Annotated in this window: 18 protein-coding genes; 14 read left to right on the top strand and 4 right to left on the bottom strand. The window is 47.4% G+C overall.

Annotated elements, in window-relative coordinates; all coding sequences use genetic code 11:
* Positions 1-40: 40 nt before the first annotated feature.
* Positions 41-265 carry a hypothetical protein gene (locus tag FGB90_RS04140; RefSeq protein ID WP_138809284.1) on the bottom strand — a complete coding sequence of 75 codons (225 nt, stop codon included), beginning with the start codon at positions 263-265 and terminating at the stop codon, positions 41-43.
* A 175-nt stretch (positions 266-440) separates the two neighbouring features.
* On the opposite strand from FGB90_RS04140, the gene FGB90_RS04135 reads away from it, so the two are divergent.
* The 5 genes from FGB90_RS04135 (at position 441) to FGB90_RS04115 (ending at position 5,420) form a co-directional block, all read left to right on the top strand.
* Positions 441-1,619, top strand: coding sequence for an alpha/beta hydrolase (locus FGB90_RS04135; protein ID WP_138809283.1), 1,179 nt, complete (start codon positions 441-443; stop codon positions 1,617-1,619).
* A gap of 82 nt (positions 1,620-1,701) precedes the next feature.
* The gene (locus tag FGB90_RS04130) at positions 1,702-2,208 is read left to right on the top strand and encodes a hypothetical protein (protein WP_138809282.1); all 507 of its coding nucleotides are present in this window, start codon (positions 1,702-1,704) and stop codon (positions 2,206-2,208) included.
* A 465-nt stretch (positions 2,209-2,673) separates the two neighbouring features.
* Positions 2,674-3,834: an aminotransferase A gene (locus FGB90_RS04125; protein WP_138809281.1), complete on the top strand. Its 1,161-nt coding sequence runs from the start codon at positions 2,674-2,676 to the stop codon at positions 3,832-3,834.
* A gap of 27 nt (positions 3,835-3,861) precedes the next feature.
* Positions 3,862-4,740 carry a gamma-glutamylcyclotransferase gene (locus FGB90_RS04120; RefSeq protein ID WP_138809280.1) on the top strand — a complete coding sequence of 293 codons (879 nt, stop codon included), beginning with the start codon at positions 3,862-3,864 and terminating at the stop codon, positions 4,738-4,740.
* Positions 4,741-4,745: 5 nt separating this feature from the next.
* Entirely contained in the window at positions 4,746-5,420 is a 675-nt protein-coding gene (locus FGB90_RS04115; RefSeq protein ID WP_138809279.1) for an SOS response-associated peptidase, read from the top strand.
* Here the strand turns inward: FGB90_RS04115 and ligD are convergent.
* Positions 5,417-7,240, bottom strand: coding sequence for a DNA ligase D (gene ligD, locus FGB90_RS04110; RefSeq protein WP_138809278.1), 1,824 nt, complete (start codon positions 7,238-7,240; stop codon positions 5,417-5,419). The genes FGB90_RS04115 and ligD overlap by 4 nt on opposite strands.
* A gap of 87 nt (positions 7,241-7,327) precedes the next feature.
* Here ligD and ku point away from each other — a divergent pair, with 87 nt between their 5' ends.
* The 5 genes from ku to FGB90_RS04085 all read left to right on the top strand — a co-directional run bounded on the left by ku (position 7,328) and on the right by FGB90_RS04085 (position 15,089).
* Positions 7,328-8,161, top strand: a complete 834-nt coding sequence (gene ku / locus FGB90_RS04105; RefSeq protein WP_138809277.1) for a non-homologous end joining protein Ku — start codon at positions 7,328-7,330, stop codon at positions 8,159-8,161.
* 410 nt (positions 8,162-8,571) lie between these two features.
* Positions 8,572-11,400 carry a 2-oxoglutarate dehydrogenase E1 component gene (locus FGB90_RS04100; RefSeq protein WP_138809276.1) on the top strand — a complete coding sequence of 943 codons (2,829 nt, stop codon included), beginning with the start codon at positions 8,572-8,574 and terminating at the stop codon, positions 11,398-11,400.
* On the top strand, positions 11,397-12,671 hold the full coding sequence (gene odhB, locus FGB90_RS04095; protein ID WP_138809275.1) for a 2-oxoglutarate dehydrogenase complex dihydrolipoyllysine-residue succinyltransferase: 1,275 nt from the start codon (positions 11,397-11,399) through the stop codon (positions 12,669-12,671). The genes FGB90_RS04100 and odhB overlap by 4 nt, the downstream gene beginning before the upstream one ends.
* Positions 12,672-12,834: 163 nt before the next feature.
* Entirely contained in the window at positions 12,835-14,316 is a 1,482-nt protein-coding gene (locus FGB90_RS04090) for an FAD-dependent oxidoreductase (protein ID WP_138809274.1), read from the top strand.
* An 86-nt stretch (positions 14,317-14,402) separates the two neighbouring features.
* The gene (locus FGB90_RS04085; RefSeq protein WP_171051691.1) at positions 14,403-15,089 is read left to right on the top strand and encodes a type 1 glutamine amidotransferase domain-containing protein; all 687 of its coding nucleotides are present in this window, start codon (positions 14,403-14,405) and stop codon (positions 15,087-15,089) included.
* 701 nt (positions 15,090-15,790) lie between these two features.
* Here FGB90_RS04085 and FGB90_RS04080 read toward each other — a convergent pair.
* A complete protein-coding gene (locus tag FGB90_RS04080) occupies positions 15,791-16,027 on the bottom strand; it encodes a DNA alkylation repair protein (protein ID WP_138809273.1) in 237 nt (78 codons plus the stop codon).
* A gap of 173 nt (positions 16,028-16,200) precedes the next feature.
* Here FGB90_RS04080 and FGB90_RS04075 point away from each other — a divergent pair, with 173 nt between their 5' ends.
* Entirely contained in the window at positions 16,201-19,152 is a 2,952-nt protein-coding gene (locus FGB90_RS04075; RefSeq protein WP_138809272.1) for a PD-(D/E)XK nuclease family protein, read from the top strand.
* Positions 19,145-22,318, top strand: a complete 3,174-nt coding sequence (locus FGB90_RS04070; protein ID WP_138809271.1) for a UvrD-helicase domain-containing protein — start codon at positions 19,145-19,147, stop codon at positions 22,316-22,318. The genes FGB90_RS04075 and FGB90_RS04070 overlap by 8 nt, the downstream gene beginning before the upstream one ends.
* A 52-nt stretch (positions 22,319-22,370) precedes the next feature.
* Here the strand turns inward: FGB90_RS04070 and FGB90_RS04065 are convergent, their stop codons facing one another.
* Complete coding sequence (locus FGB90_RS04065; RefSeq protein WP_138809270.1) at positions 22,371-23,468, bottom strand: SDR family oxidoreductase; 1,098 nt, start codon at positions 23,466-23,468, stop codon at positions 22,371-22,373.
* A 239-nt stretch (positions 23,469-23,707) separates the two neighbouring features.
* On the opposite strand from FGB90_RS04065, the gene FGB90_RS04060 reads away from it, so the two are divergent.
* Together FGB90_RS04060 and FGB90_RS04055 are read left to right on the top strand one after the other, a co-directional pair.
* A complete protein-coding gene (locus FGB90_RS04060; protein WP_138809269.1) occupies positions 23,708-24,982 on the top strand; it encodes a helix-turn-helix transcriptional regulator in 1,275 nt (424 codons plus the stop codon).
* A 15-nt stretch (positions 24,983-24,997) separates the two neighbouring features.
* Positions 24,998-25,477 (top strand): hypothetical protein, encoded by a 480-nt coding sequence (locus FGB90_RS04055; protein ID WP_138809268.1) that lies wholly within the window; start codon positions 24,998-25,000, stop codon positions 25,475-25,477.
* Positions 25,478-25,531 lie beyond the last annotated feature (54 nt).

Genomic DNA, 25,531 nt, shown 5'->3' with positions numbered 1-25,531 from the left:
ATGATTAATGACCCTGAGCGGGGGGTTCCCCGCTTAAGGGTCATTCTCTGTTTTCCTCAAGCTGAATAAGCATGGTAGTGTATACATCAGGATCGGTAAACATGTCACCGGACCAGTTCTGTTCCAGCCAGCTTTTCAGTTCGTCTGCAGAATTAAAGACTTCTCCGGAAGTGTCGGCTTTGCGGACTGTAAATCTTCCATTATCCTGATCACAGGTTACCTCGCACGGAAAAGCGCATTCGGATGTCTGGAGCTGAAAATCCATTGTATTACTCCTTTCAGTTTTGATAAGTATAGGATCACCTGCTCGTTCCGGAATGCCTCCATGCACTTTTTTCCATCTTGGAACCTTGAAATCAGCATGGAAATAAAAGTGCAGAGGACTTATAATTATAAGGAAAGAAGTCGTATTTTTCCGAATAATCGAAGGAGCTGTTTGTATGAAGTGGGTCAGACAAATATTTCAGAACCTCATTCTTCTCGGCTCTCTTACTTTTGCAGTCGTACTGATTTCGGTTGCTGTTGCGCTGTACCTCTGGCAGTCCACTGATGAAGGCCGGCTTCCGGCGAAAACGGCTGTAGTGCTTCATGCAATAAATAATAACCTGGTTACGCTCGATATAGACATCACTCCGCCGAGAATTGTAACGGGCGGTGGAGGAGGCGGGGGAAATCCACTTCTCCGTGAAGATATGTATGTTTCTGTTATGGGGGATGTTCAGGTGCCGGTGAGGATTTACCGCCCACGGGGAGACGGGCCTTTCCCGATTGTTATGTATTATCATGGAGGAGCGTTTATGGAAGGGTACGGCAATATCGATACCCATGATAATATCGTCCGCTCTCTTGCATCGAGAACAAACAGCGTTGTTATATCAGTAGGGTACCGGGTTGCACCCGAACATATCTTCCCGGCTGCTGTAGAAGACAGTTACGCAGCATTGCTCTGGGCTGAAGAAAACGCCTCTGATTTTAACGGAGACCCCGAAACAATCAGCGTGGCGGGAGACAGCGCCGGCGGAAATATAGCAACCGTCATGACACTTATGAGCAGGGATCGGCAGGGGCCGGATCTGACCAGTCAGGTCCTTTTCTATCCCCTGACCACTTTTCAGGATATTGAGCTGCGTTCGCGGGATCTTTATGACAGTGGTTATTATCTTCTCTCACGGCAGGTAATGTACAGGGCGCGGGATTTATATACACCCGAGGAAAGAATGTGGTCCAATCCGTATACGTCGCCTCTGCATGCCGATGACCTTACAGAACTCCCACCGGCACTCATTATAACTGCGGAATTCGATCCGCTGCGTGATGAGGGGGAGGCGTACGCCCAGAAGCTTTCAGAAGCGGGAAACACCGTCAGAGCAACAAGGTACAGGGGTGTGATGCACGGGTTTGTTTCTTTTTACGAAGTGATGCAGAGCGGCCGGTACGGTCTTCAGGAAGCATCCAGCTTTCTCCGCCAGGCTCACGGCGGGGTGCTGCAGGAAAGTCCCTATCAGCTTCAGGTCCGTCAGCCTCCTCAGGGGATGGACAGGGTCAGGGAACAGGCTGAAGCTTTTGCTATAGCTGCTTATCTCCTTGGCCGTACCGGAGTAGACCTTATTAATCCTTAGTAATACGGTTTTTACGCAGCCGGATAAACTTTTCACAGGAAAATTTGACTGCGTGGGATCAGTCAGGAACGGGGGAAGAGAAATGAAAATATCCACCGGTGCCCGGCTCCTTGGAGCAGGCCAAATAGTCTTTACAGCAATCTACTTCGGCTACCTGCTTTATGTGGGATTCAGCTGGGGGTTTACCCCAAGGCTGATGCAGCTTTTCATTACTGACAGTATTTTTCTGTTTTTCCTTATCAGCTCGGCAGGTTTGTTTATGCTGAAACCATGGGGGTGGTGGGTTACGGCAATTCTCTGGGGCAAACTGCTACTCAGCAGAGTGATCGGAACGGGGACTGAATGGTTTATGATCAGCTCCGGACTCCTCGCCGAACAGCTGGATCTGCTTACAGCAGCTGCGGATCTGGGCATTATTATTTTATTAAGCGGAGTTTTACTGCTTATCTTCACCCGTGCTTTCAGACAGACTTTCCGTATTCATGAAACACGGGGAAGACTGCTCATTATGACAGGAATGGGAGTTATAGTGCTGTACGCAGTCTTTTTTACAGTAACACTGGCGGTTGTTCTTGCAGCCGGCCTGTAGGGACCGCTCTCCGGGATGACAGGATCATTCCGGGGAACGGTCTTTTTTCTCGCTGTTTTCGGATTGATTGTTGCTTATTAAAAAGTAATTACGGAGCGAAGGGCTCGACTCCAGCGGCGAGCGTTTACTCCATGAGTAATCTTCGAGCTGCTTCGACGGAGCCGGATTTGGAGCTTAACGGGCAGAGGAAGAAGCAGGAGTTTGGCCCGGCTGAAGCGATGCCCGCGGCATAGAAGACACCGTGAAGCATGAACGGATGTCGCACTTGTGCCTGTGGTGAAAGCGTAAGCCTGCAGCGGAATAAAAAAATTTCGCGAAAACAGTTCTTTAATGAAGGCTGTCTGGCTTTTCGTGGAACGGTGCGGCGCAGGGGGCCTTTGTCCGCTGCTCCCGCTTTTACGTCAGAGGGCAGCGGTGTTAAAATAAAACAACAAACTGCTGAGATAGACGGAAAGGAAAGAAGTTATGGAACATAAACTGAATTCTAGAGTAAAAGACATACAAATTTCAGGGATTCGTCAGTTTTTCAACCGTGTAAGTGATTACCCGGATGCCGTGCAGCTGACGCTCGGACAACCTGATTTTCACACCCCTGATCACATTAAGGAAGCGGCCAAGCGGGCAATTGATCAGAATGCCACGCGGTATACAAAGAACCCCGGAGAAGATGCCCTTGTTGAAGCAGCTTCTTCATTTATGAAAAAAAAATACAGGCTTGCGTACGATCCCCATTCTGAAGTTATCACAACAACCGGCGCTTCTCAGGCTATTGATACAGCAATGAGAACTATCCTTGAAGAAGGTGACGAAGTGATACTTCCGGGCCCGGTTTACCCTGCATATGAACCTATTATCCGCCTCGCCGGTGCTTTGCCGGTATACGTGGATACGCGCGGGACCGGTTTTAAACTTACTGCAGCTGCTCTTGAGGGGGCGCTTACAGAGCGGACAAAAGCAGTAATTGTTCCCTACCCGTCCAATCCGACAGGGGTTGTCATGACGGAGGAGGAACTTGCAGATATTGCTGCAGTTCTGAGTAAAAGGGACATTTTTACCATTTCCGATGAAATCTATTCGGAACTGACTTTCGGCAGTGGCCATACTTCTATTGCCGCCATGCAGGGAATGAAGGAAAAAACCATCGTCATTAACGGTGTCTCGAAATCACACTCGATGACAGGATGGAGAATCGGATTCATTTTTGCACCCGCAGAAATACGTGCGCACATGCTCAAGGTACATCAGTACAACGTAAGCTGTGCTTCGTCTGTCTCCCAGCGGGCAGCTCTTGAGGCCCTGACAGCAGGTGAGCGGGATGCAGAACCAATGCGGGAAGAGTATAAGAAGAGGCGCGACTACATGTTTAACAGGCTTGAGCAGATGGGGATGCCGGCAGAAAAGCCGGACGGTGCATTTTATATGTTTCCTTCAATCAGTAAATCAGGTCTCGCATCGTTTGAATTCTGTCTCCAGCTCCTCGAGGAAGCCAAGCTGGCCGTAGTGCCGGGGAATGCTTTTTCCTCATACGGAGAAGGGTATATCCGCCTTTCGTTTGCCTACTCCATGGAAAACCTGGAAGAAGCCCTGGACAGGCTTGAAATGTTCTGGACCCGGGTTACTGGATAAATCGTGAAAAGGACAGGAGGAAATCAGTTGCAGTCATTACTATTTGTGTACGGAACACTTAGAAAAGGCGACTCAAACCATTTTTTCCTGAATGGCTTTGAATGTGTGAATGAGCAGGCCTGGATTACCGGGACGCTTTATAATACAGGCCTGGGCTATCCTGCTGCTTCGGTTGAAGGGGAGAGGAGAGTGTACGGTGAACTGTATCGTATTCCCGAAGGTCAGTGGGATGCACTCCACCAGCTTGAAGGGTATGACGGCAGCGGTACATCTCTGTTTGTACCGGAAGAAGTTGAGGTAACAACAGATTCCGGAACGGTTCATGCCTCGGTATACACGGCAGGAAGTGACAGGCTGAAGCAGGGAATAATACCCGGCGGTGACTGGCTTAGGAGTCAGTTTGAAGAAAGTAAGGATGAGACATTTCTTTATTTTGCTTATGGATCCTGTATGGATAAGGAAAGGATGAAAGAAGCAGCAGCAGACGTTTATTTCCATGAAATAAGCGGCTGCCTGCTGAAGGGATATACGCTCCGTTTTACCGTTGCTTCAAAGGCTGACGGCAGAGGCCGTGCAGATGTTGTGGAAGAGGGAGGGTCATGCGAAGGCCTTCTTTACCGCGTTCATCGCGAAGGACTGGATTATCTTTATAAAAGAGAAGGTGTTTTTGCAGGCGTCTACCGTCCTGCGATTGTCTCTGTAACCTCAGCTGATGGTACGGTATTTCAAAACGTTCTGACGTTTATTGTCCGCGACAAACTTAAGGCTGAGATCGCTCCGCCGGAACATTATGCGGGGGAAATTCTGAGGGGAGGAAAAGGGTGGCTCTCGGACGTCTACCTTTCCCGTCTTGAAGAACACATTCTTACGCTTCAGATGACGGATTCCAAAAAGAAAGAGGTGTAGGAAACATGTGCGGCCGCTTTGCTATGATTGCCGAACCATCATTTATTGAGGAAGCACTCGATCCTGAAAATCCCGAAGTATTAAAAGATGTGGATCTCCGTTATAACGTGGCGCCGGGCAGCAGCATTCTGACAGCTGTTCAGGGCCACAGTAAAATCCGCGCCGGTTTTATGAAATGGGGGCTCGTCCCATTCTGGGCAAAAGACACTTCCATTGGATATAAAATGATTAACGCCAGATCGGAAACAGCAGATGAAAAACCAAGCTTCAGAAATTTAATGAGAAAACGGCGGTGCCTTATTCCTGTCAGCGGTTTTTACGAGTGGAAAAAGGAAAACGGCCGTAAACAGCCGTACTATATTCATCCCTCGAGTGAAGATTTATTTGTGTTTGCGGGACTCTGGGACCGCTGGGAAAAGAATGGTCAGACTCTGCATACCTGTACCATTCTGACTACCGGTGCGAACAGTCTTATGGAGGCGGTCCATCACAGAATGCCGGTTATTTTAGGCCGGGAAGGCCGGGAACGGTGGATTAACCCTTCTGTAACGGAGCCTGATGACCTGAAGGACCTTCTGATTCCCTGCACGTCAAATCAGATGCACATGCACAGGGTGTCGACTGTCGTGAACAATGCAGCGAATGAAGGGCCTGAATGCATAGTAAAAGCTGACGGCTAACGCTCTTTTTGAAGTTTACTGATCAGGACACGGAGTATTTCCGTGTTTTTTTCAGTATCTGCATCCGAAACCGGTCTGTATGGCAGCGTAAACCGTTCGGATACGTAATCCAGTGTGCTGCTTTCCGGTTTAAAAGAGCCTTTTAATTGATCCCAGGATACAGGTGAAGCCACAGTCCCTTCCTCCACAGCACGCATGGAAAACGGAGCAATGATAGTCTTCCCTTTACCATGCTGGAGATAGTCAATATACAGGCGTCCCTGCCTTTTTGATATCATACGCTCGGTTGTACGGTTTCCCGGTTTTTTCTCTTCAAGGTACCTCGCACAGAAAGAGAGAAAAAGACGGCATTCACTGTAGTTTAACTGACCGGGTGTAACTGGAATATATACCTGCAGCCCCTTTCTTCCAGATGTTTTTACAAAGGTTTTAAGGCTGAATCGGGTGCACAGATCATTCAGATCAAGAGCCGCTTCACGGGCGAGATCAAAATTTGCCCGGTCAGGGGGATCCAGATCAAGAAACAGTTCACAGATTTCCCCGGAGGTATTCTCCGGAGGAACATGAAGTTCCAGGCCGGCCTGGTTTCCAAGCCAGAGAAGGGTGCTGAGTGAATCTGCCACTACAGCATTCTGTCCTTCCCAGTTTACGGTTTTCACAAACGAAGGGGTGTGATCAGGGGCGTTTTTCTGGTAAAAGGACTTTCCGTGTATGCCATCTGGATAGCGGATTACGGTCAGAGGCCTGTCATAAATCCACGAAAGGAGTGCGGGCCCTGTTTTCTGCAGAAAAAGAAGACAGTCTCTTTTAGTCAGCCCTTCCTCCGGATACATCATTTTATCAAGGTTACTGAAGGAAATATGATCCGGCAGCGGGTTCAGATCATAGTGAAGCTGCTTCAGCGTATAAAGGTCAGGCCCTCTGTCCCCACTGAGGTGAAAAGAGGAAAACCTCGGTTCCCGCAGTTCATTCTTCTCAAATCCTATAACAGAGAGGGAAACGGGGAGGGGGTCCGGAAGTACTGTTCCCTTACGGTCTTTCCTGCCGTTTCTGCGAAAGATTTCGGTAAGGGCTTCTTTCTCCTCTGTGGCCAGGCCGTGCAGGAATGAACCGGCCCTGATCATGGCATCACCATTTGTAACAGCTGCCGTGTAATATCCGTTTGGCTGCCTGTCTGTTACGAGCACGTTGACTGACCGGTAGTTTTTTACTTTTATCCACTGGTCTGTACGTCCTTCTTTCCATAAACTGTTTACCTCTTTGGCTATGACTCCTTCACCGCCGGCAGTTACGACTCTTGACCAGAGTGCATCACCATCATGGGAAGGAGGAATCAGCTGAACCGGACTGGAATGAAACGGGTCCGGCTCCACAGGCAGGTTCAGCTGGCTGAAAACACCGGTGAGTTTCTCTTTTCTGCTTTTGTAAGGCTCCTTTTTAATACTTTTCCCCTCCAGACTGAGGAGATCAAACGCAGCAAACACAGCACCGGCCTGTGAGATATGTTCCTCGATAGATGCCCTGCTCCGCATTCTTCCTCTTTTCTGGCATACTGAGAAATCAGAAGACCATGGCGTTTTTAAAAAAGCGACCTCTCCGTCCATCTCAAAGGGAATAAACGGTGAGAGCTGGTCACGGATGTCACTGAGAAATGTCAGAATCTCCGGGAACTGAAGACTCAGATCTTTTCCTCTTCTGCTTGTGAGCGTCATCTTTTCGTTTGTACATGACAGCAATGCCCTGAATCCATCCAGTTTTACCTCGTATGCCCAGCGGCCGGGGCCTTCCGGCAGGCTGTCACGCCGTTCAGGCTGCATCATGGCAAGTCACCTCCGTTGTCCATCTGTACATAATGTGCCTTAAACAGTCCACAATTAATAATGGACATTGATAAGGAGGAAAGTGCCGTGCATACAATCTGGAAGGGAAGTATCAGTTTCGGGCTCGTTAACATTCCGATTAAGCTTCATGCTGCAACAGAGAACAAGGACGTTTCCCTGCGCCAGCTTCACAAGGAGTGCCATACGCCGATCCGGTATGATAAGGTGTGTCCCCACTGCGAAAAATCAGTGGAGAATGATGACATTGTAAAAGGCTACGAACAGGCAAAGGATCAGTTTGTGATTATTGAAAACGATGAGCTGAAGGAAATACAGAAGGTACAGGCGGACCGGGCCGTGGAGATCATCGATTTTGTAGAGCTCACTGAAATTGATCCGATTTATTTTAACAGGAGCTATTACCTGTCCCCGGGTGAGGGAGGGACGAAGGCTTATACTCTTCTCCGGCAGGCTCTTGAAGACAGCGGAAAAATAGGAGTGGCAAAGATCATGCTTCGGGCAAAGGAACATCTGGCAGTCCTGAGAGTGTACAAAAACACCCTACTCATGGAAACCATTCATTTTCCCGATGAAGTACGTGCCGCCGATCAGGTGCCGGGTGTACCTGAAGAGAGTGAACTTACGAAAAAAGAGCTCAGCTCGGCGAAAATGCTGATCGATAACCTGACGACAGCATTTGACCCTGATAAATACACCGATGAATACAGGGAAGAACTGCAGAAGCTGATCGCCGCCAAACGGGAAGGAAATGAAACGGTAAAGGTGGAGCAGCCGGAGCTTGATACATCAAATGTAACGAATCTGATGGACGCGCTCCAGGAATCGATTGAAAAGACAAAAAAGAAGAAAAAAGCCACCGGGGGAAGAAAAAAGACAGCTTCAAAAAAGAAAAATGCCTGAAGGGGAAATCTCCGTGTGGAGATTTCCCTTTTAGGGATTCACCTTTCCGGTTTCAGGGTATGCCATTTACAGTAACCGTGAACATTTTTCGGCCCGGCTCCGGAATTGTGATGTTTGTGAAATTCAGACGGTAAACTCACTATTTCACAAATGCAGAAGACAGGATTTTTTCCCATGGATTCCAACCTGTGTGAAAAAATGGAGAATTCCCTTGCGAAGAATGATGAAAAAAGGAAATTCAGTGAGAAAAATTCTAAAAAATCGAGAATTTCTTTTGAGGATTATTTCCTATAGTGATAAAATAAACGATGTAAGCGTTTCACAACGCTTTTCTATTAATCTTATTTTTCTGCATTTACATATTAAAGTGCGAAAGCGTTCCATTCGTGCGAATTGGAGGTACCGGAATCATGAGTACAAAGCATGTTCAACTGGACGAGGGGTGGTCCCAGTTTCACGGACCGAACCTCGGTTATGTTCTGGAAATGTATGACCTCTACACAGAAGACCCTGAATCTGTGGAAGAGGAACTGAAGCTTTTTTTTGAAAAATGGGGAGCCCCGTCCCGTGAGGACAGCAAAGAAAAAACAGGCCAGGGGGCAGGGGATGTATTTGCAGCTGTACAGGCCGCAAAACTGGCAGACGATATCCGCCGCAACGGTCATCTGATCGCTGATATTTCACCGGTTGAAGACCGTAATTCCGAAGAGCTGTTCAAACTTGAGAATTATCAGCTCTCTGAAGAGGCACTAAAAGCAATTCCGGCAGAACTGCTCACACCGGATGCACCTGATTCCGTCAGAAACGGGCTTGAAGCTGTGAATCACCTGAAAAAAGTATACAGTTCTGCCCTTGCGTTTGAATTTAATCAGGTTCATGACCTTGAGGAACGTAACTGGCTTTTTAAAATGGTTGAATCCGAATCGTATCGTCCGAAGTTCACCGAGGAAATGCGCAGGGAACTTCTTGACCGCCTGAATCACGTTGAAGGGTTCGAGCATTTCCTCCATAAAACTTTTGTCGGCCAGAAGCGCTTCTCAATTGAAGGGCTGGATTCCATGGTGCCGATGCTTGACGATGCTGTTAAGGAGTCGGTTCAGGACGGTGCAAGTAATGTCATGATCGGTATGGCCCACCGCGGCCGTCTTAACGTGCTTGCCCACGTTCTGGGTAAGCCGTACGACATTATCTTTTCCGAGTTTGTGGATGCGCCGAACAAGGATCTCGTACCCTCGGAAGGGTCTGTCGGTATCAACTACGGCTGGACAGGCGATGTGAAATATCACCTCGGCGCAGACCGGGAAATTGAAGAAAAAGAAGACACGGCAACGGTTACACTGGCGAACAACCCAAGTCACCTCGAATTTGTGAACCCTGTTGTAGAGGGGTTTGCCCGTGCTGTTCAGGATGACCGCAGCTCCGCCGGTTACCCTGACTATGATCCGAAAAAAGCAATGGCCATTCTGGTTCATGGTGATGCGGCGTTCCCGGGACAGGGAATTGTGGCGGAAACACTGAATCTTTCACAGCTTACCGGCTACGCTACAGGCGGTACAATTCATGTGATTGCCAATAACAAAATCGGATTTACTACATCGAGTCACGATTCCAGGTCCACTAATTATGCAAGTGATCTTGCCAAAGGATTTGAAGTACCTGTCATTCACGTGAACGCTGACCATCCGGAAGCGTGCGTAGCAGCCATGCATTTCGCCTATGAGTACCGGAAGCGATTCGAAAAGGACGTTCTGATCGATCTGATCGGTTACCGCCGTTACGGTCACAATGAAATGGACGAACCTGCTGCCACTCAGCCTAAACTCTATAAAAACGTCCGGTCCCATAAAACTGTTTATGACCTTTACAGTGAGCGTCTTCAGGAAAAAGGGATCATCGGAGAAAACGAAAGCAAAAACATGCGTGAGGAACTCCTTGATAACCTTCAGAGCATGTATGAGGAAATCAAGTCCAACAAGCGGGAGTCAATCGGTGAAATGAACCCGCCGGACCAGGTGGTTAAAAGACTTGATGACATTGAAACCGGGGTGGACAGAGAGCTGCTAAGCCGCATTAATGACGAATTGCTCAAGTTTCCGGAGGAGTTCAACGTCTTTCCTAAGCTGAAAAAGATTCTTCAGCGCCGTGAGCAGGCATTTGAAGGTGACGGAGTCATCGACTGGGCTCTTGGTGAAACACTGGCTTTTGCCTCAATTCTTCATGACGGTAAACCAATCCGGCTTACCGGCCAGGATTCCGAGCGCGGCACATTCTCGCAGCGCCATCTCGTCCTGCACGACCATGAGACAAACGAAAAGTATTCGCCTCTTCATACAATGCATCATGCCAATGCGTCCTTTGCGATCCACAACAGTCCTCTTTCCGAGGCAGCGGTCGTAGGTTTTGAATACGGGTACACTGTACAGGCACCGGAGACGCTTACAATCTGGGAAGCGCAGTACGGAGACTTCTCCAACGGTGCGCAGGTCATCTTTGACCAGTTTGTTTCTGCAGGCCGTGCAAAATGGGGACAGAAATCCGGTCTGGTTCTTCTGCTTCCTCACGGCTATGAAGGCCAGGGGCCGGAGCATTCCAGCGGCCGGGTTGAACGGTTCCTTCAGCTGGCTGCGGAAAACAACTGGCATGTAACGAATGTCACAAGTGCAGCCCAGTATTTCCATCTTCTGCGCCGCCAGGCATCCATACTCGGCAAAGACGAAGTACGGCCGCTTGTAGTGATGACGCCAAAAAGTCTTCTTAGAAACAGCAGAGTTATTTCAAAGGCTGATGAACTGGCGAGCGGATCATTCCAGCCGATCCTGGAGCAGCCTGGGCTGGCGGAAAATCCAGAGAATGTAAAGCGAATCGTCTTTACCACCGGAAAGCTGGCCATTGATCTGGCTGAAGCAGCGGAGGATCTTGAAGATAAAGATACCGTTCATGTAGTAAGAGTAGAGGAAATTTACCCGTTCCCCGAAAAAGCGGTTGAGGCCCTTAAAGAGAAGTATCCGAATGTTTCCGAATGGGTATGGGCCCAGGAGGAGCCGAGCAATATGGGAGCATGGCATTATGCCCTGCCTCATCTGAAGAAGCTTGCAGGAGACGGGATTGATATTCTCTATATCGGAAGAAGAAGACGATCTGCTCCTGCTGAAGGGGATCCGAAAGCACATAAAAAAGATCAGCAGAAAATTGTTGAAGATGCGTTGTCTGTAAACAGCGAAGGGAGAGAAGAAGAATGATCGAAATAAAAGTTCCTGAACTAGCAGAATCCGTAACAGAAGGTACAGTAGCCCAGTGGCTGAAACAGCCTGGTGACAAGGTGAACAAGGGAGACGACCTTGTTGAGCTGGAGACAGACAAAGTAAACGTTGAAATTTCAGCCGATGAAGCAGGAACTCTTCTTGAAGCGCTATTTGAAGAAGGAGACACCGTAAAAGTAGGCGACATCATTGCGAAGCTGGATGAATCAGGATCAGGCGATTCATCTGCCGGTGATAAGCAGGAGGAGCAGGCCAAGGACACAAAAGAAGAGCCAAAAGCAAAAGAGGAACAGCCGAAGCCAGCCTCAGAGAAATCTTCTGACGAAGGCTCCGAGGATGCTGGCGGTCCTGATCGTCCGATTGCAACGCCATCTGCAAGAAAATATGCCCGCGAAAAGGGAATTGAACTGAGTGAAGTATCCGCACGTGATCCTCTCGGCCGGATCCGTAAGGAAGATATAGAAGAGCACGAAACCAAATCGACGAAAAAGCAGGAGTCCAGCCCTTCTCCCAAGAAGCAGAAGGAAGAGCCTAAAGACAATCCTGCAAAACCGGTTGAACGGGTTAAAATGTCCCGCCGCCGCCAGACGATCGCAAAGCGCCTTGTGGAAGCCCAGCAGAATGCTGCCATGCTTACAACTTTCAATGAAATCGACATGACCAATATCATGGAACTCCGTAAGCGCCGCAAGGATAAGTTTCTCGATGACAACGGAGTAAAACTCGGTTTTATGTCATTCTTTACAAAAGCGGTTATCGGTGCCCTGAAGAAATACCCTCTCCTGAATGCGGAAATTCAGGATGATGAAGTTGTCATGAAGAAGTTTTATGATATCGGAATGGCAGTTTCCACCGATGAAGGCCTTGTCGTGCCGGTCGTACGCGATGCCGATCGACTTGATTTCGCAGGAATCGAAAAGGAAATCGGAAATCTTGCGGAAAAAGCGAAAAACAGAAAGCTTACACTCGGCGACCTTCAGGGAGGAAGCTTCACCATTACAAACGGAGGAGTCTTCGGATCTCTATGGTCAACCCCAATCCTTAATGCACCACAGGTTGGAATCCTCGGGATGCACAAGATTCAGATGCGTCCGGTTGCTGTGGATGATAATAAATTTGAGAACCGCCCAATGATGTACATTGCCCTGTCTTATGATCACCGAATTGTGGATGGAAAAGAAGCAGTCGGCTTCCTGGTAAAAGTTAAGGAACTGATTGAAGATCCTGAATCCCTTCTTCTCGAAGGATAAGGATAATTTATGAAAGAGGCGCTGCTCCGTGCAGCGCTTCTTTTTCTTGCGGCAGGAAAACCTGAAGCAGATTTTGACCGCTGTTTTCAAACAGCTTTAACGTGGTAAAAGATAAAAAGGTGAAAATAAATTCATTTTAATTACGGGAAAGAGATGATGCAGCTTGGATAAACCGGATGTCTGTGTAGTGGGAGGCGGTTTTGGGGGGCTTACAGCTGCGGCTGTTCTGGCACGTTCAGGAAAAGTTAATGTGTCCCTTCTGGAAGCTTCCGGAGAATGGGGAGGATGCGCCGGGAAGTTTTCAAGAGGGAGGTTCACCTTCCCTGCAGGAGCTACGCTCGGGCTCGGTTTTCAGACCGGCGGCATTCACGACACTGTAAACAGAATGCTCGGGATCGAGGTGGAAAAGACCTTCCCTGATACTGTAATGACGATCCTCACCGAAGAGGGCACGATTCACTATTACCGTGACAGAGAGAGGTTTTTATCCGAAATGGACCGTCACTTTCCGGAAGTAAAGATGAGCATCAGGAAATTCTTCTACCGGTGCTGGAGAATGGCTGTACCAATGGACAGACTGTCTTCAGGTATGCCTGCTCATCCATTTGCTTCGCCTGCGGACTTCCTGCACACGTTAAAACAGGTTCGCCCTCTGGACATGAAGCTGGGGTATTACCTGCGAAAACCACTGGTGTACCTGCTGAAAAAGTACGGACTGGACCGCCACCGAAGTTTTATCCATTTTATAGACGGACTTCTGATCGACAGCCTGCAGACTTCCTCTTCGAAAGCCTCCTGCCTCCTTGCTGCCTATGCTCTCGATATTTACCACCGGGGAGCCTGCTATCTTTACGGTGGGCTGTACAGAAACGCTGAAGCTCTTGCTCATAAAACAGCTGAAGCCGGAGGAACTGCGCTGAAACGGCGGAAAGTTGAAAAGGTCTGGAAAAGCGAAAATAAATGGATTGTTCAGGATCAAAAAGGGAACCGGAGAATCTTTGACCATGTTGTATTCAATCTCCCTCTTGAAAACCTGAGTAAACTTCTGTTTCCGGAAACATACAGACGTCTGCCGGAAAAGTCCAGGAAAGCCCCTGGGGGGCAGTGGGGAGCTTTTACATTGTATCTTGCTTTGACAGAAGAAGTCATACCTGAGAATATGCCCCTTTTTCAGCAGGTGGTTTCCGGAGTGAACGAACCTCTCTCGGAGGGTCATCACATTTTCGTATCCGCCTCGGATAAAAACGACCGCCACAGGGCTCCAGCCGGGTTCAGAACCCTGACAGCAAGTACCCACACAAATCTGGAGAACTGGAATGATGCTGACACTTATGATGTGAGAAGAAGCCAAATGACTGCTTTCATGATCGATCAGTTAAAAACCGCCATCCCCCGGCTTGAAACAGGGATCGTTCACCTGGTTCCGGGTGCTCCCAAAGCGTGGGAGCGTTTTACGGGGAGAATAAACGGCAGTGTGGGAGGATATCCTCAGACAGCGGCCGGGAGCCTCCTCGGTGATCATTCACACACTCTTGGGATGAGAGGATTGTGGGTATGCGGTGATACTGTCTTTCCCGGGGCAGGTACAATGGCCGTATCCAGCTCCGGTTTTCATGCGGCAAGGGCTGTGTTAAGAGAGGTCTGAATTCCGGCAATGCAGCCGCCATGTTTAAAATAATGACTTAACGGAAAAAGAAAAGGGTGTACGAATCAAGATAAGGAGTGGTCTTTGTGGCAAAAAAAATGCTGATGATCGTAACCGGAACAGATAAGATTAATTCCGATAACAAAACCGGCATCTGGGTATCTGAATTCACAGAACCGTATCTCGTCTTCACTGAAGCAGGTTATGAGGTTACAGTAGCGAGTCCAAAAGGAGGAAAGGCTCCTCTTGATCCGAACAGTATGGAGGAGGACATTTCTCCGGAGTGGGAGGAAGCATTAAAGAGGCTCAAAGAAACAGCTCCATTAAAGGAAGTGTCAGCGGAATCCTATGAAGGTGTATTCCTTCCCGGAGGGCACGGGACAATGTTTGATTTCCCTGACGACCCGAATATTAAGTCCATTCTTCAGCACTTTGCTGATTATAATCTCCCGATCGGAGCCGTATGCCACGGACCGGCAGGCTTCGTAAATGCCGTTAAATCGGACGGGACTTCGATAGTTGAAGGAAAAAAAATAACGGCATTTACTAACGAGGAAGAAGAATCCACGGAACTGGATAAATATATGCCGTTTATGCTCGAGACATCCCTCAGAGACAAAGGAGCCCAGGTGGAAATTGGTGATCCGTGGAGTGACTATGCGGTAATTGACGGAAACTTTGTTACAGGACAGAATCCCCAGTCAAGCCTCACTGCAGCAAAAGCGTTTATAGAAGTTGTGGAAGGGCAGAGAAAGGAAAAGTTCGGCTCATAAAAAAAGGCTGTTCGTATAGATTGTTGCTAATGATTAAATTAACTATAGAGCGAAAGGCGGCGACTCCGGCGGGAAGAGCAAATAGCGTTTACTTCGTGAATATGCTGAATTCTGCTTCGACACAGCCAACTTCGGAGCATTACTGGCAGAGGAAGAAGCAGGAGCAGAAGACCCCGCAGGGACGAGCGATAACATCGTGAGTTCGCTTCGAGCTGCTTCGACGCAGAGGCTTCGGAGCGATTCGGGCAGAGGAAGAAGCATGATAACTACTCTGCCGGCTGAGGCCCTGCCCGCGGAAAGCGTCCGCCTGCGGCGGAATAAAACAACAATCTTTCCGAAAACAGGAAAAAAAACGCTTAACAGCCGGAGCAGCAGTAAAAAGAAGCAGAGTCCAACTCTGCTTCTTTTTTATGTTAAATGAGTATACCTCTTAGTCAGCAAATCGCTCTTTTGCGTAGCTGACGCCAGCAGCGAGACTCCTGCGGCAGTGGCGAGCATCCGCATCATGCTCTAACTTCGAGGTGCTTCAACGTATTTTGCTTCAGAGCTACACCTGCAGAGGAAGAAGCAGGGAGTCTTTTCGCCAGGCGAGACCCCACAGGGTGAAGCTCGCGGAGGCTCGCCGGCACCGTCGCGGAAAGGGAGCGGATGGCGTTCAGTGGAGCTACACGAAACTGACGGAAGGGGATACTTATTTTATGTTATCTTCCGGCATTTTCAGCCATTTTAATAAACCTGATTTCATCTTCAACAAGTCCGCAGCTGCCGCACTGAACCCTTTTGTCAGGTCCGTTGTATGCCAGGTGAAACGGTGCCGTTTCCTCCGCTGCTTCGTATTCCCCTTCGTTACTGTTCCACATAACAGGCGTGACAACCTGCTCAATAACATTAAACCTTGTTTTAGCCCGGCATGATGGACACATATACGTTTGATTCATTTACTCACAGCTCCTTATTCAGAGGTCCGGATCCTGATATTTTTCTATAGTATTGCCTGACTCCATGAATCTACTCATTTTCATTTTCCCGACTCTCCCGAACATGGTATGATACAAAAAGAACGTATGATCGTGCGAAAATTAATGTAAATCACGGACTGGGGGAAACGGACATGTCACCGGAGTTTCTAAAAGACATTGAAGCAATTATTAAAGAGAATCCCTTCGGGGAAAAAGTATTTATCGTCCCATCCGGAAGGGACGGAAGGCTGGCTGTACAGGCGCTTGCAAAAAGAGGGATCCCGGTTATTAATGTGCACAGCCTGACAGCGGATGACCTTATTAACCGTCACCCTGACTGTGACCAGGCAGTCCGCGGGAAGCAGGAATGTTCCCAGGAAGCCGGAAGACAGTTTATTTATACCTGCATGAAGACGTTGAAATCACAGGATGCGTTCCGCTATTTTTCACAGGTGAAGCTTTCTCCGTCCCTGAGTGAAGGGGTATACAGGGCATTACTTGATATCAGACTTGCAGGTCGAAGACACAGTGATCTAAATGGGGAGATCTTTATAAATGAGGATAAAGGGGCGGATGTGGCTCTTTTATTCCGGTCATATGAAACGTACCTCGAAGAAAATAACCTGTATGACAGAGCGGATTTATACCTCGGAGCTATAGAGGCTGAACTTCGCGGTCTGCCGGGTACAGCTTATATCTATTTCCCTCATGATGCGTATCATCCCCTGCAGGCACGTTTTCTGGAGAATTATACTGCTGACGGTATATTACATATACCGGAATGGACCAGGGTTGAAAATACCGATCAGAACAGACAGCTTCTGGAATTGGATTATTCCGTAAAGCCGGAGAGATCACTGCAGGAGCTGATCAAAGACAGAAAGGAAAAGATCCGCCTTTCTGTTAAATTCAGTCCTGAAGAGGAATTGTATGATATCCTCGCCTATCTCAAAGAGAATAGGATTCCTTTTGACCAGGCAGCGGTTTTGTACCCTTCAAATGGGTCATACAGAAATCTGCTCCGGCAGATTCGCGACAAAGAAGGAATCCCCATTACTTTCTCAGAGGGAATGCCTCTTTCCACGATGCCGTCCGGGAAAGCTGCTCTCGCCTATCTGCACTGGCTGAAATCGGACTTTGATCTCGCAGCTCTCGACCGGCTCCTTAATGAGCGTCTGATTAAAACGCCTGAGGGAATCGAGATCTTCCATGAGCTTGGCAAATTAAAAAAAAGAGAAGGTGCGGTAAAAGGTTATACCCCTCTTATGCGAGCTGTAAATGAGCTGGAAAAGAAGGGGGGCGCTGCCGAAATGACAGCGTGGCTCCGGCGCCTTCTGAACATATCACCGTTTCATAATACAATGGAGAAAGTTTCAGGTGCCGAGTGTCTTAAGGCGGTTTGTGAATTTCTTAAAGAGTGGGCACGGCCAGTCAGCCCGGAGGATGAATCGGCCAAGATGCATGCTGTATCCATGATTGAACAGGAGTCTCCGCAGCTCACATTCGAGTTAAAAGCCGGAGATGCGGTTTCCCAATGTGATTACTGGCTCTCGTCCATGCAGGTCATCTCTTCCATGCCTGAGCCGGGGCACCTGCATGCAGCCCCTTTGAGATCGGCATTAATGCTCGACTCAGTTTATACATTTATGGTCGGTATGACGAATCAGAACATTCCCGGTTCCCAGAAAGAAGATCCGGTTCTGCTGGATGAAGAGCGAACCCGGATCCATCCCCGCATGATGACATCAAAAGAGCAGGCTAAGCGGGAAGTGTGGAAAACTTCATCACTGGCTGTTGCACATGAGGGGTTTACATCCTACTCCTATCCGGTGATGGATCTCACCGGCAACAGAAAATCAGCTCCTGCCTACACCTTTATTCAGCTCTTCCGTTTCATCAATGACCGTCCTGATGCAACCGGGGAAGAAACAGAAAAGGCAATGACAGGAAGTCTGGCATTTGTGAGCAGGGAAACTTCCTCCGTCAGCAGAAACGGATGGTGGCTCGACAAGCTGTGGAGAAAAGCAAGTGTTACTGATTCCGATCTAATAAATGAACGCTTTAGGCACCTGCTGGAAGGCATAAAAGCAGAACAGGCAAGAAGAGAGCCTTATTTAACACCGTTTGAGGGTCTTGTAGAAGGGCTGACGGAAGATCTCGATCCATTATCGAGTACAGGGGGAATTATGAGTTCAAGCAGACTTGAAACACTTGCGGCCTGCCCGTACCGGTATTTTCTGAGAGAAATTCTGAAAGTTGAACCTGAAGAGGAAGAAGAAGAGGACCGGTATAAATGGCTTGATCCTGCAACACGGGGAACCCTCCTGCATACCGTTTTCGAACGCTTCTACCAGGAGCTTTACGATGAAGGTAAAACACCTGAACTTGATGGAACTGCAGAATGGCTGAAGGGAATAGCCAATGAGGAAATTGCAAAGGTAAGGAAAATCCTTCCCCCTCCCAATGAAGTCATTGCAGAGCTGGAAACAAGAGAAATTCTCGATGCATGCTTTATCTTCCTGAAGGTTGAAGAGTCATTTACAGCAGGTCGTAAACCGGTTCATTTTGAACTGGCGTTCGGTTTCAGAAATGAGGAACCGGTCACGATCCCTGTGGATGATTCCCGTTCTTTAACAGTACGCGGGAAAATTGACAGAGTTGACCTGCTTGAAGACGGGACGTATGGTACCGTGGATTATAAAAGCGGAAAGCCGTACGGATATGATGACGACCTGTACTTTAATGGAGGCAGAAAGCTTCAGCATGCCTTATATGCTCTTGCATTTGAAATGCTTCACGAATCCGGGGAAAAGCGGGTTACCCAGTCACACTACCTTTTTCCTACCGAGAAAGGTAACGGCCACCAGGCTTCCAGACCATACAATGAGGAAAAAAAGCAGGACCTTCTCCGTATAGTTGAAACGCTGTCCACGTTTATACGCTCAGGCCAGTTTCCCTATACAGAAGACCCGTCTGACTGTACCTTCTGTGAAGTAAAGGAAGTGTGCATGCGCCATCGGTATGATGAGGATACAATTCAGGAAAAACTTTCGGAAGCTTCTGCTCCGGGACGGCTGTTGAAGGAGGTGCGCAGTTATGACTGAACTGATTGATCAGAAACAGCGTCATTTAATCGATCACGATCTTGACCGGAATTTTCTGGTGGAAGCTGGAGCAGGATCGGGAAAAACGAGGAGCCTCGTTACGAGAATGACAAATCTCATCGTGACAGGAAAATTTCACATTCATGAAATCGTAGCTATCACGTTTACACGTAAGGCCGCAGATGAGCTGAAAGAACGTTTTCAGGCGGCCCTTGAAAAACTGGCTGTGGAAACAGGACATTCAGTCGAAAAGGATCGGATCTCAAATGCTCTGGAGAATTTTGATCAGTGTTTTCTCGGAACTGTTCACTCATTCTGTTCAAAGATTCTGAGGGAAAGACCCGTGGAAGCGGGACTTGATTTTGATTTCCGTGAACTTGATGACATGGAAGATGAAGCCCTTCTCGATCAGGCATGGGAAATGTATCTGACGGAAGTCAGAGCAAAGAATCCTGAAAAGCTCAAGCTGTTTGAAGAAGCTGCCATTGATGTTACAGAGCTCCGGAGTGCTCTGAAAACCGTAAAGGAATATGAAGATGTTACATGGTTTACTGAGGAAACTCCAGTCCCCGATCTCAATAAAGCGTTTGACAGCCTTTTGACATTTATCAATGAAGCCTGGCGTTCAATGCCTGAAACAAAACCGGTGAAAGGGTATGACAAGCTTCAGGAAAAACTGCTTATTGCAAAGCGGAGACTGCAGTATTTTGATCTTGAGCAGAGCAGAAACCGTCTGAACCTGCTCAGGCTTTTTGAAGCTAAACCGGGAGTTACGCTCAACCGCTGGGATTCAAAGGAAGATGCAAAGTACCTGAAGGAACAGGCAGCAGTCATTCATGAACATGTAAAAGAATTTATGACAGAGTGGCAGGAATACTGTCACTCGATCATTGTGCCATTCCTGCGCCCGGCTCTTACTGCCTATACGAATCTCAAAAAGGAATTGTCGATGCTTAACTTTCAGGATATGCTCCTGCTCACGGCAAAGATGCTGAGAGAACAGCCGTCCACCAGGCATTATTTCCGCCGGAAATATAAGTGCCTTCTGGTGGATGAATTCCAGGATACCGACCCGGTTCAGGCCGAGATCATGCTTCTTTTGACAGGCGAACTCGATAATCAGGATGATTGGACAAGGCAGGTTCCCAAACCCGGCTCGCTGTTTGTTGTAGGGGATCCTAAGCAGTCAATCTACCGTTTCAGGCGTGCTGATATCGACATCTATCAGAAGGTCAAGCAGATGATCGCAAAAACAGGCGGGGAGACGCTCGACCTTATCATGAATTTCAGGACAACAAGCCGGATTACCTCCCGGATCAATCCTGTTTTTGAAGGGGTTATGCCCAGCGGGGAAAACGCCTACCAGGCAGCCTACCGGCCGCTGGTCTCATATAAAGAGGATGCAGAAGACAGTGAAAACCGGGGTATTTTTACACTCACCGTTCCTGATGGAAAAAAGGACGAAGTAGTGGCAGAGGATGCAGGGCGTGTAGCCGGTATAATAAGCCGGAGAATCAGAGAGGGGACGGCAGTACCTGCTGATTTCATGGTGCTGACACGGTACAACGACGGGGTTCTTGAGTATACAAAGGCCCTGCAGGAATTGGGGATCCCGGTAATGACATCCGGGGAATCAGCGTTCGACCGGGATGAGATGCTCCGGAGTCTGGCTCATTTGTACATGTATCTTGCAAATCCTTCGAGCAGCTTTTATTTTACCGCTGTATTAAGAGGGCCCTTTTTTGGAATCAGTGACTCCCTGCTACTCAAGTACCGCCGGGCAGGGGGAGAACTCCATGCCTATTCTTCCATGCCCGAACGTCTTGACATGAAAGAGAGGAATGTTCTTTCAGTCTGTTTTGAGAAGATCCGCCGTTATCTGAAATGGTGCAGACAGCATGCCCCTGCGACGGTCATGGAAATGGCCGCGGAGGACCTGGGGCTGTTCACAGCTTCGATTAAAGCCGGTAAAACACCTCGTGATGCTGTACATTATTATCAGGTAATCGCTGGAGTCAGGGATGAAGAAAGCCGTGGTAAAACCCTTTTTGGCGACTGTGCGAAGTTTTTCTACGAGCAGGTAACAGAACGAGTGCACGAAGAACTTCTTCTTCCGGAGGATCACCAGGCAGTACGTGTCATGAACGTACATAAATCAAAAGGCCTTGAGGCTCCGTATGTTTTTCTTGTACATCCTAAAAAAATCACAGATACAGCTAAGTTTGTGGACCGTCATATTGAACGCACAGAAGACGATTCAACCGGATACTTTACGTTCCAGAAAACTGCGGGTATGTACCAGCGGGAAACCATTGCCAGACCTCCCGGGTGGGATGAGAGGAAGAAAGAAGAGACGGCATACCTTTCAGCCGAAGAGATCCGTCTCCTCTATGTCGCAGCCACCCGAGCGGAGGAAATGCTGATCATAAGCCGCACTGACAGCGAGGCAGATAATAAAAATCCATGGAGATCACTTGTAAAGGAGATTCCCGGTCTTGAGGAAATCCCTGTTCCCGAAAACGAGCAGGGTCGTGAATCCGGAGTGCCGGAACCCGTCGATATTCCGGCTTACGATGCATTTCTTTCGGAACTGGACACCTGGACTGGTAAGGCCTCTGAAGAATCCTATAAAATCGAGACACCTTCCGGCATTGAAACCAAAGAAGAATCATTCATGCTGGAACGTGAAGAAGGAGGGGGGCCTGAATGGGGAACATTCGTCCACGAACTCTTCGAGAATCAGATCCGCTATGGGGATATGGGCAGAAGTAAGATCAGGCAGATGCTTATTAACCATAGGCTGGATGAACTTCGGGCAGATGAAGCAGAAGGGGTGCTGAATTCGTTTATCCATTCGGACCTGTGGAAACGAATGGAGCAGTCAGACCAGGTTCTGACTGAAGTTCCTTTTATGTACAGGGAAACGGAGCAGACAGGCAGCATCCCAGCTCGGTATCTGAATGGTATTATTGACCTGATTTTCAGGGAAGAAGGAGAATGGGTTGTAGTGGATTTTAAAACCGACCGTCTCAAAAATGAAAGTGATCTGAAAGAACTTAAAACCTATTATCAGAGCCAGCTTCACGCTTATACCGGTGCATGGGAAAAAATGACCGGCCAGAAAGTAAAAGAGTCATTTCTTTACTTCGTTAATCATCGAGAATAAACGTTCCTGACCGGGACGAGGGTTCATCCGCTTCCGGTCAGGAACATGTACATTAATTGATTTTCACTTTCTTCTCAGGGTCTTTCCGGTGATTTTTATAAAACGATACCATTGCCGGCAGTGTTTCCTGGAATGAGGAAAAACGGATACCCGAATTTTCCAGAGCCCTTTCGGTATTTGAGGTATCGTAATTTGTTCTGCATATCAGGTAGTCAAGTGCTTCACGTTCTATACCAAGCCACTGCCTGAGCGGGCGGAAGTGAAGAAATGCCGTTGCTGATTTAAAAGGAATTGTGCCGGCTGGTTTTTTGCCAAGGTACTCTTCCATAAGAAGTCTGTAAATTTCCCGCATCCGGAGAGGAGAGGGATCGGTGAGATGAAAGGTGTTCCCGGATGCCTGAGGCAGCGTACTCAGGTAAACGGAAGCCTGGATGACGTAATCCACCGGTACAAAATTGCCGTCCGCCTCACCTGCACCAAGGTAGGGCAGTGCCGGGAGAAATGAAAGACGATCGAACATGTTCAGAATAAAATAGGGCCCGTCAAATTTGATTGTCTCCCCGGTCACCGAGTGGCCTCTAACGATTCCCGGGCGTATGATTGTAATCGGAATGGAACCTTTATGAGCCTCCACTATTTTTTCTGCTTCAAACTTGGTCTGCTCGTAGTGATTTTTGAAAGACTGACCCGCGTCAAGCTCGGTTTCCAAAACGAGCCCTTCCCGTTTGCCAGATACATAGGCTGTGCTAAAATAAACGTACCGGATCAGAGCCGTGCATTTTGATGTCCATCGTGTGACATTCTCTGTACCGGTCACATTAACTTTCCGGGCAGCTTTAGCATCTGCCGCCAGATCATAGAGAGCAGCAAGATGAAATATAAAGTTTACGGATGAAGCAAGGTATTCTGAAATATTTTTCTCAAGTCCAAGATGGGGGTCGGTTATATCCCCGGTTACCAGGTGAAGGCGGCCCGCAGTTTCCGGGTATATATTTTCAATGGCAGTTACTTCAGCTTCGGCATGTTCTTTCTGCGACGGCAGAACCAGAAGGTAAACAGCCTCCACTTGATGGCGCGGGCTTTCAATGATTCCCTTTACCAGATTTCGTGCAATAAAGCCGGGGAACCCCGTAAACAAGTATGTATGCAAGGTACTGACACCTCCCTTTTAATAAGAGAATACCATACGTGCTTGCAGGCATTCCCGGAAAACTGATTAAAAATTCTAGTAAAATAGTATCAGATTTATTACCGAAAACATGAATTTCATACGTGAATGGAAAAGATTCTAGGTATATCCTATCTAATTCGATAGACAGGCATAATTGCCTTTATTTTATCGTGTATAATGTTCATAACAGTCGAAACATTAAAAAATCAGGTGGTACTATGATCGGAGACAGAATAAGAGAATTCAGAATTGAAAAGGGACTTACTGTTGAAGAGCTCGCAGAGGGTATCCTGTCACCGAAATACATACAGGATATTGAAAACAATACCCGGCATCTGCCTGATGATATTCTTCCGGAGATAGCATCCCGGCTGGGAACATCGGTCGATTTTCTTCTGGGAATTGAGGAAGAGACAAATATTCGTAAGGCCAATGAGCTGCTGGATTCGGCACTTAGATATACTTATAGGGATCTAGTGGATCTGGCAAAGGAAAATGTAATTCAAGTTAATAATTTAGGAATGAGCTTTACAGAAGAACTTAAAATTAAATTTAGAATTGTAGAATGTCAAATACTTATTAAAGACGAAAATATTGATGAAGCAAATAAACTTTTTGACACAATTGAAGAAAAAAATGTTAGTGAATATGATGCCTTACACTTTATGTACCAAAGGGTAAAAGGAGTATTACATTTTTTTAAAGACGAATTTTGGAAGGCGATCAAATGCTTCATGGGAGCAATTGATAGTAAGATTAATTTTGAGAAAAATGCATTCGAGGTTGCTCTTTGTTACTTCAACCTTGGGGTAACGTATGGTCACATTGGGAATTACAGCCTAGGTGAACAGCATTTTAAAGATGCAGAACAAATTCTTCAGGATATAGGCGAGATCAAACTATTAACTGACTGTTTAATAAACCTTGGAAATATTTACAGTGGACAAAATAAATATGAAGATGCATTAGACACATACAAAAAAGCACAAAACCTGTTAGTTTACAATAGTGATTTAAGAAAATCTTCATTTATTTTTAATAACATAGGTGTTCTTTATCACAAGCTTAAAAACTATAAAAAGGGAATTGAATATGGTAACAGAGCTTTAGCACTAAAAAGAAAAGTTGTTGAATATCCACATGAAATTATTAACAGTCTGGACCTCCTGGCAAACTGCTATCTTAATCTCGGAGAATTTGAAATGGCTGATATCTATGTACAGGAAATAGAATCACTTCTCCCTAAGATTCAGAGAGGAAAGGTACTAGGGGGTATTTGTGAAACATTAGGACTGTTTTTCAAAGATAGAGGAAACAATGAGAGGTATATTAAATATTTTAAGCTTTCGATTGATGCATATAAAAAAGCTGAACTTTGGTACAAAGCGGCAGACGTCTCATATAAGTTGGGAAAGGAATTGAATGATTTTAAGTACATTGAAAATGCTGCAGATCTGTTTTACAAGTATCACACCATATTAAATAATGATTAAGAGGAGGAAACAAGTATGAAAAAGACAATCAGTTTTATTATATTTACGGGAATAGTTTTCTTCAGCGCTATTAGTATTGATAATCCAGTTTTTAAGCTGGCAGATAATGCTGACTACTCTCCTGTAAATGAAGTAGCCGGTCCCAACAAGGACTGGGTGCTGCCATCATCAGGCGGAACTGAAGTAGCCGGTCCCAACAAAGACTGGGTGCTGCCATCATCAGGCGGAACTGAAGTAGCCGGCCCTAATAAAGACTGGGTGCTGCCATCATCAGGTGGAACCGAAGTAGCGGGTCCCAACAAAGACTGGGTGCTGCCATCATCAGGTGGAACTGAAGTAGCTGGCCCTAACGAAGACTGGGTACTGCCGTTCTCAGGCGGAACTGAAGTAGCCGGCCCTAACGAAGATTGGGTTTTGCCATTCTCAGGCGGAACTGAAGTAGCCGGCCCTAACAAGGACTGGGTGCTCCCATCTTCCTTTACCAATGTAATCTAAGCATCCAAGATAGGATGAGCCATAGGCTCATCCTTTTTTATATGGAATGAATCA

It is taken from the genome of Alteribacter natronophilus, assembly GCF_006007885.1.
Taxonomy (GTDB): Bacteria; Bacillota; Bacilli; order Bacillales; family Salisediminibacteriaceae; genus Alteribacter; species Alteribacter natronophilus.
The sequence above is the reverse complement of the archived record's forward strand: the minus strand, read 5'-3'. Positions and strand labels throughout refer to the sequence as shown.